Origin of the sequence: Couchioplanes azureus, from assembly GCF_014648355.1 — a bacterium.
Lineage (GTDB): Bacteria > Actinomycetota > Actinomycetes > Mycobacteriales > Micromonosporaceae > Actinoplanes > Actinoplanes azureus.
On the sequence record NZ_BMQY01000001.1, the window covers coordinates 1584033 to 1591226 of the forward strand.

Genomic DNA, 7194 nt, shown 5'->3' on the forward strand with positions numbered 1-7194 from the left:
ATGCGTACGGCGATCGTGCTCTTCACCCGCGACCTGCGGGTGCACGACAACCCGGCGCTCGCCGCGGCCTGCGCCAACGCGGAACGGGTCGTGCCGCTCTTCGTGCTCGACCCGCGGCTGCAAGCGGTCTCGCCCAACCGCGCCCGATTCCTGCACCAGTGCCTGGCCGACCTGCGCGCGAGCCTGCGGTCGCGCGGCGCCGACCTGGTCGTCCGCGAGGGCGACCCGGTGGCCGAGACTGTCGGGCTCGCCCGTCAGGTGGGAGCGGACGGCATCGCACTCGCTCAGGATGTCAGCGGCTACGCCCGCCGCCGGGAACGCGGGCTGGCGCGCGAATGCGAGCGGCACCGCATCTCCCTGCGGCTCTTTCCGGGGACCACGGTGGTCCCGCCCGGCGAGATCCGTCCGGCCGGGGGCGAGGGGCACTACAAGGTCTTCTCGCCGTACTACCGCGCCTGGGGGTCGGCGAAGTGGCGCGACGAGGTGGCCACGCCGGCCCGGATCCTGCTCCCGGACGGGCTCGTCGCCGGCGAGCTGCCCGACCTGCCCGATGGAGAGTCGCCCGATGCGTCGACGGGCGGCGAGACCGAGGGGCTGCGGCGGCTGAAGGCCTGGCTGCGGCACCTGGGGCCGTACGACGATCTGCACGACGATCTGGCGGCCGACGGCACTTCGCGGCTGAGCGCGTACCTTCGCTTCGGTTGTCTCTCGCCGTTGGCCGTGGCGCACGCGGCGCGCGACGCCGACGGTGCCGGACCGGCGGCGTTCGTCCGCCAGCTCGGCTGGCGCGACTTCTACTACCAGGTCACCCACGCCTTCCCGAAGATCTCGACGGAGGCCTACCGCAAGTCCGGCGACGGGCAGTGGCGTGGCGATCAGGATGCCCTCGCGCACTGGCAGGACGGGCTCACCGGCGTTCCCGTCGTGGACGCCGGCATGCGGCAGCTGCGGGCCGAGGGTTGGATGCACAACCGGGCCCGGCTGATCACCGCCTCGTTCCTGACCAAGCATCTCGGCCTCGACTGGCGCGACGGCGTGAAGTGGTTCTTCCGCTGGCTCGACGACGGCGATGTCGCCAGCAACTCGGGCAACTGGCAGTGGGTCGCCGGCACCGGCAACGACACGAAGCCCTATCGGCGCTTCAACCCGGTCCGGCAGGCCGAGCGCTTCGACCCTGACGGCGTGTACGTTCGTCGTTACGTGCCGGAGTTAGCCTCGATTCCGGGCAAGGCCGTACACCAGCCCTGGCGCCTGCCGGATACGGTGCGGGCACGGCTCGACTATCCGGAGCCGCTCGAGTCGCACCGCGACGAGGCGGTCTGGTTGCGGCCATGAGGGTTTCCGCCCGGCGTGCCGGACGGAAAGCGGGTCCTGCCGACCCGTTGCGTTCGTCCGTTAGAGCCGGCAGGACCCGCGACAACCTGCCCACCGGGGCGCCGGCGAAACCTCAGTCCGGCAGCGCCCGCCACGTGCCGTAACGGTGCACCGCGATGCCGGCGAAGGCCGCCGTCGTGCGCGTCGCCGCGTCCACTTCGGCCAGTTCCTCCTGCAGCCGGGTCGCGCCCTCCTCGGCGAAGGTGCAGTGCGGGCAGTCCGCCAGCGGCACCGTCTCCGCGCCGAGCCGCACCCGCTTGCCCGCCGCCTTGCCGCGGGCCAGCCAGTCCTGGCTGATCCCGAGGATGGAGTTCGGGCCCGTGCCGGTGTCGCGGTAGCTCATGACCGTCACGGCGCCGACCCGCCGCAGCACCTCGTCGGCGAAGTTCTTGCGTCCGATCCGGTACTCGCCGTACCAGAACGGCACGTCCGCTTCCAGGGGGAGCGTGCTGCCGACGCGGAGCTTGTCCAGCAGGTCGAGGAAGGCGGTCTGCGTGCCGACCAGGTTCGTCGTCCACCCCGGGAGCAGGTACGGCTCGACGTCGAGGTGGATTCCGGAGAAGACGCCCGTGGCGACGACCGTACGCTGCCAGCGGAGCGCGGCCGCGTGGTCGGCGACCCAGGCGGGGTCTCCGCCGAGCGCGCGCAGCTTGATGTTCAGCGGCGTGGCCCGAGCCTTCATCTCCTGGATCCGGGCCAGGTCACCGTTGGTCAGCACGGCCGGCGAGACGTGGACGAAGATCTCCGAGACGTTCTTCTGGTACGCCCAGTCGACGACCTCGGCGGCCGGGGGGTCGCCCCAGAGCCACATGGCCCGGGTGCCGGCCGGCGCGGGAGTGAGCCCGGCGCTGCCCGCGGACGAAGCCGCGGGCAGCGCCAAGGCGGCGGCCACGAGGATGCCGGACACCAGCCCTGCCCGCCATCGCCCCCTCATGACCGCCCCCTACTCGGTGTTCCTCTTCCGCGGGGGTTCAGAATCGGACGCGGCCGGGGCCAGCTGAGCTAATCCACCGACGAGATCGCGGCGTCGATCGCGGTGACCCGGTCGAAGTCGCCGAGCCGCCGCGTGACGTACGCGATGGCGTGCCCCCGGGCCGGGTCCGCCCAGCCGGCGTTGCCGCCGAGGCCGCCCATGCCCCAGGTGCCGTCGCTCTCCCGTTGCACACCCAGCCCCCATGTGGTCTCGGCGCCGATGAAGTGGTCGAAGCCGGTGAACTGGGCCCTGGTCATCTCGTCCACCGACGCGCGGCTGAGCAGCCGGTGCCCGTCGAGCTCACCGCCGTTCAGCAGCCCGGCGTAGAAGCGGGCCACCGCCTCGGCGGTCGCGTGCAGGTTCACCGCCGGCACGACCGCGCGGCGCCACGCCTCGCCGTTGACCACGGCCGGTTCCCGCGAGCCACCGGGGTTCGCCAGCGCCCGGGCGCGCACCGAGCCCGGCTCCATGCGCTCCGGCCAGCCGGGGCCGCCGTACTCCAGGTCGGCGCACCGGTCGAGGTCCGCGGCGGCCACGCCGAACGCGAGGTCGAGCCGCCACGGCCCGGCGATCTCCTCGGCGACGAAGGCACCCGGTGCGCGGCCGGTGATGCGCCGCACGATCTCACCCAGCAGGTGCCCGTAGGTGAGTGCGTGCTCGGCCGCGACGGTGCCGGGGGGCCACTCCGGGCTGGCGGCCGCCAGATCGCCGCAGAGCAGGTCCCAGTCGCTCCACGCCCCCGGTCCTCGCGGCACCGGGAAGACCGCCAGGCCGGAGGTGTGCGTCAGCACCTGCCGTACGGAAGCGCCGGTCCGGAACTGCGGCCAGTGCCGCGCCACCGGATCGTCGAGATCGAGCAGCCCCCGCTCGGCCAGCAGGAGCACCGCGGCGGCGATGACGGGCTTGCCCACCGAGTAGACGTTGACCAGCGTCCGCGCATCCCACCGCCGGGTGCGCCCGGGATCGCGCCAGCCCTCCCGCAGGTCCACCACCACGGTGTCGCCGCGCAGCACGCACAACGCCGAACCGCCGCTCGCATGCTGGGCGAACGCCTCCCGTACGGGCTCGTAGCCGGGGGCCACCCATCCCGTTGTCCACAGCTCTTCAGGCACGTCGCGCACCGTACCCGCGATCGGTGGAAAGCTGGCCCCATGGGTGAAGCGGAGCAGGTCGACATCGTCGTCATCGGTCTCGGCGTCGGCGGCGAGGAGGCCGCCGGCCGGCTCGCCGAGGCCGGGCTCTCGGTGGTCGGCATCGAGCACACACTCGTGGGCGGCGAGTGTCCCTACTGGGGATGCATCCCGACCAAGATGATGACCCGCGCCGGCCACGCGCTCGCCGAGGCCCGGCGGGTCCCGGGTCTCGCCGGCACCGCGCAGGTCCGGCCGGACTGGGCGCCGGTCGCCCGCCGGATCCGCGAGGAGGCGACCGACACGTGGGACGACAAGGTCGCCGTCGATCGCTTCACCGGCAAGGGCGGGCGGTTCGTCCGCGGCCGCGCCGCGATCGCCGGTCCCGGCCGGGTCCGCGTCGGTGACCAGGAGTTCCACGCCCGCCGGGGCATCGTGGTCGCGACCGGCACCGCGGCGGTCATCCCACCGATCGCCGGGCTGGCCGGCACGCCCTTCTGGACGAACCGCGAGGCCGTCGAGGCCGAGACCCTGCCCACCACCCTGCCGGTCCTCGGCGGCGGCGCGATCGGCGTCGAGCTGGCGCAGGCCATGGCCCGGTTCGGCGTGCACGTCACGATCATCGAGGGCAGCGACCGCCTCCTGGCGATGGAGGAGCCGGAGAGCTCCGAGACGGTGGCCGCCGCCCTCGCCGAGGACCACATCACGATCCGCACCGGCGTACGAGCACAGCACGTCGACCACTCCGGCGACCTGTTCTCGCTCACCCTCTCCGACGGGTCGACGGTCACCGGCGAGCGCCTGCTCGTCGCCACCGGCCGGGCCGCCCGACTCGACGGCCTGGGCCTGGACACCGTGGGGGCCGACCCGTCGGCCCGCTTCCTCACCACCGACGAGTGGATGCGCGCGGGCGACAAGATCTGGGCCGTCGGCGACGTGACCGGCAACGGCGCCTTCACCCACATGGCGATGTACGAGGCGGACGTCGCCGTCCGCGACATCCTCGGCCAGGGCGGCCCGCCGGCGGACTACCGCGCCCGGCCGCGGGTGACCTTCACCGATCCGGAGATCGGTGCGGTCGGGCTGACCGAGAGGCAGGCGCGGGAGGCGGGCATCGACGTCGCGGTCGGCCACTCCAGCCTGCCGTCGTCGTCGCGCGGCTTCATCCACGGCCCGGGCAACGCGGGGTTCGTCAAACTCGTCGCCGACCGGTCCCGCGGCGTCCTCGTCGGTGCCACCAGCGCCGGACCGTGCGGCGGCGAGGTGCTGGGCGCGCTGTCGGTGGCGGTCACGGCGGCGGTGCCGATCGCCGCCCTGCGTGCCACCATCTGGGCCTACCCGACGTTCCACCGGGCGATCGGCGACGCGATGCGGCAGCTCTAGGACCCGGTGGGCCGGACGGTTCAGTGCTCGCCATGCCGCACCAGCATGCGCAGGGCCGGGACGTCGGCGGCGCCCGCCAGGGTCAGCGTCCGCTCGACCGCCTCGGTGCACACCACCACCATCCGGCGCCGGCTCGGCAGGCTGGCCGCCGTCCGCAGGATGACCGCGGCGGCGCCCGCGTCGAGCAGGCGCAGCTGGTTCAGGTTGAGATGGACGTCCGGATCCAGCCGGACGGCCTCGGCCAGGGCGTCGCTGAGGGCGTCCGCGCGGGTGTGGTCGAGCTCGCCCGCCACCCGTACGCCCGGCGGCACGTGCTGGCGGCAGATCCGCAGCACCGGGTCCTCGTGATAGACCGTGGCCGCCACCGTACGCGGATGGACCCGGGACGCGTATCCCAGCGTGACCGGGTCGAAGCTCTCGCGGTCGTACTCGCAGATGGCCGTGAGCCGGCCGTCCTGGAAGAGCCGTCCCACCTCGGACTCGAACACGAGCAGCTGCTCCGCGTTCGCCTGCGGGCGCGCCGCCCAGCACATGTCCGCCGTGATCCGCAGCCCCCGGCGGCCGTCGGCCAGAGCCTGCCGGAGCTCGCGGGCGAGCAGCTCGACCATGCTCGTCGCGGCCGGCGCGGCGGCATCGCCCCAGAGCCGGTCGCCGGGCGCCACGCGTACGTCCGCTCCCGCGTCGAGGCCGCGGTGCAGCAGGTCGGCGCGGAGGTCGTCGGCGCTCACCGCGGTCGTGAAGCAGATGACGCGGTCGCCCAGGTCCTGGCCCGCGGCGACGAACGCGGCCAGGATGTCGAGCCGCTCCTCGGGGTCGGAGAACGTCAGGCAGGCATGGTCGCCGGGCTGAAGCCGGTCCACCGGTGTCGTGCGGGCCATGTGTCCTCCCATCTCGGACTCCCTACGTACCCGGAGCTCCGGCCCGCATGCTCGCCGGGCGGTGTGCGGATCGCTGTGTCCCGTCCTCGTCGGGGTGATGTGCGGATCGGCGTGGCCGGTCCTCGTCGGGGTGGTGTGCGGATCGGCGTGGCGCATCGAGGAATGGCCGCGCCCCGCGCGGGGTAACACCCTGGCATGGTGCGGCAGATGATCTCCCGGCTCGAGAAGGCCACCGCCCTGGACGCGGTCAGCGATCGCCTTCAGAGCGCCGTCCAGGCCGTGACCAGGCCGCAGCGGCTCCGCGACCTGTTGCACGGCACCTGGCTCGGTCACCCGCTGCATCCCGTCCTCGTGCAGGTGCCGGTCGGTGCGTTCATGAGCGCCGCGGTGCTGGACGCGCTACCCGGCCAGCGGAAGGCGGCGACCACGCTGATCGCCGTGGGAACCGCCGCCGCGGCTCCGGCCATCGCGGCCGGCTGGGTCGACTGGTCCTCCCTCTCCCGGGACCAGCGCCGGATCGGCCTCGTCCACGCGACGGCCAACGCCGTCGCCCTCGGTCTCTATGCCGGGTCGCTCGCCGCCCGTTTCGCCGGCCGGCGGGGATGGGGCCGCCTTCTCGCGTACGCCGGGTTGAGCGTGGCCGGCGGCGGGGCGTATCTCGGTGGTCACCTCTCGTACGAGCAGGGCGCCGGCATGAACGTGGCCTCACCCGACAAGCTGCGCCTGCCCGCGGACTGGGCCGAGGTGGGTGAGGTCGCCTCGCTTCCCGAGGGCCGTCCGACGGTACGGACCATCGACGGCGTCCGGGTCCTGCTGTACCGCGTCGGCGACGACGTGACGGCGATGGTGGAGCAGTGCGGGCACCAGGGTGGGCCGCTGGGCGAGGGCAAGGTCGAGGGCTCGGGCGCGGACGCCTGCGTCGTCTGCCCCTGGCACGGAAGCACCTTCCGGCTCGCCGACGGAGTGGTCCAGCACGGGCCGGCGGCGGGGGACCAGCCCACGCTCCGTACCCGCATCAGCGGCGGCGTTCTGTCGATCGCCACTCCCTGATCTTCATTTGCCCAGGTCAGGCCCGCTGTGTCCGGCGACACGGGGGGCCGATTTGGCGCTGCGGGAACGACCGGGTAATGTTTTGCGAGCCGGCAGGGAAACGGGCGAGGCAAGCGGAACGACCTGAGAGATCAGGAAGATCGGCTACCGGCCGTCCTGCCAAATCCTTCGAACTTCGGGATCGTAGCGGTGCTGCCTTGTGCAGGGTCGCCCCGGGCCCGAGACGAAGGGTGCGCTAGGAACGAACGGCACGAACCGGGAGATACCGGTTGACAGGGCCTGAAGGACCTAGTAAAGTTGAACGAGTGCCCCGAGGGCGGGTCGCCGAGCAAGGCGGCAAGTTTCTCGGTGTGTGGTTGTTCTTTGAGAACTCAACAGGGTGCTTGATAAGCCAGTGCCAAGAATG

General features: G+C 73.0%; 6 protein-coding genes. 3 read left to right on the top strand and 3 right to left on the bottom strand.

Going from position 1 to position 7194, the window contains the following annotated elements:
• Entirely contained in the window at positions 1-1335 is a 1335-nt protein-coding gene (locus IEY99_RS07300) for a cryptochrome/photolyase family protein (RefSeq protein WP_189200425.1), read from the top strand.
• Between the two features lie 112 nt (positions 1336-1447).
• Here IEY99_RS07300 and IEY99_RS07305 read toward each other — a convergent pair whose 3' ends face one another.
• Together IEY99_RS07305 and IEY99_RS07310 are read right to left on the bottom strand one after the other, a co-directional pair.
• Positions 1448-2308, bottom strand: coding sequence for a hypothetical protein (locus tag IEY99_RS07305; RefSeq protein ID WP_189200427.1), 861 nt, complete (start codon positions 2306-2308; stop codon positions 1448-1450).
• A 68-nt stretch (positions 2309-2376) separates the two neighbouring features.
• On the bottom strand, positions 2377-3459 hold the full coding sequence (locus IEY99_RS07310; protein WP_229798192.1) for a serine hydrolase domain-containing protein: 1083 nt from the start codon (positions 3457-3459) through the stop codon (positions 2377-2379).
• Positions 3460-3498: 39 nt separating this feature from the next.
• Between IEY99_RS07310 and IEY99_RS07315 the strand changes: the two genes are divergently transcribed.
• The gene (locus tag IEY99_RS07315; RefSeq protein ID WP_189200429.1) at positions 3499-4860 is read left to right on the top strand and encodes a dihydrolipoyl dehydrogenase family protein; all 1362 of its coding nucleotides are present in this window, start codon (positions 3499-3501) and stop codon (positions 4858-4860) included.
• A 20-nt stretch (positions 4861-4880) separates the two neighbouring features.
• On the opposite strand, the gene IEY99_RS07320 is transcribed toward IEY99_RS07315, so the two are convergent.
• Entirely contained in the window at positions 4881-5750 is an 870-nt protein-coding gene (locus IEY99_RS07320; RefSeq protein ID WP_194505960.1) for an MEDS and STAS domain-containing protein, read from the bottom strand.
• Between the two features lie 195 nt (positions 5751-5945).
• On the opposite strand from IEY99_RS07320, the gene IEY99_RS07325 reads away from it, so the two are divergent.
• Entirely contained in the window at positions 5946-6788 is an 843-nt protein-coding gene (locus tag IEY99_RS07325) for a Rieske (2Fe-2S) protein (protein ID WP_229798194.1), read from the top strand.
• Positions 6789-7194: the final 406 nt, after the last annotated feature.

Bases quoted from the DNA above. Each gene is read 5' to 3' on its own strand.
- IEY99_RS07300 (WP_189200425.1), top strand. From the start codon at position 1: ATGCGTACGGCGATCGTGCTCTTCACCCGCGACCTGCGGGTGCACGAC.
- IEY99_RS07305 (WP_189200427.1), bottom strand. From the start codon at position 2,308: ATGAGGGGGCGATGGCGGGCAGGGCTGGTGTCCGGCATCCTCGTGGCC.
- IEY99_RS07315 (WP_189200429.1), top strand. From the start codon at position 3,499: ATGGGTGAAGCGGAGCAGGTCGACATCGTCGTCATCGGTCTCGGCGTC.
- IEY99_RS07320 (WP_194505960.1), bottom strand. From the start codon at position 5,750: ATGGGAGGACACATGGCCCGCACGACACCGGTGGACCGGCTTCAGCCC.
- IEY99_RS07325 (WP_229798194.1), top strand. From the start codon at position 5,946: ATGATCTCCCGGCTCGAGAAGGCCACCGCCCTGGACGCGGTCAGCGAT.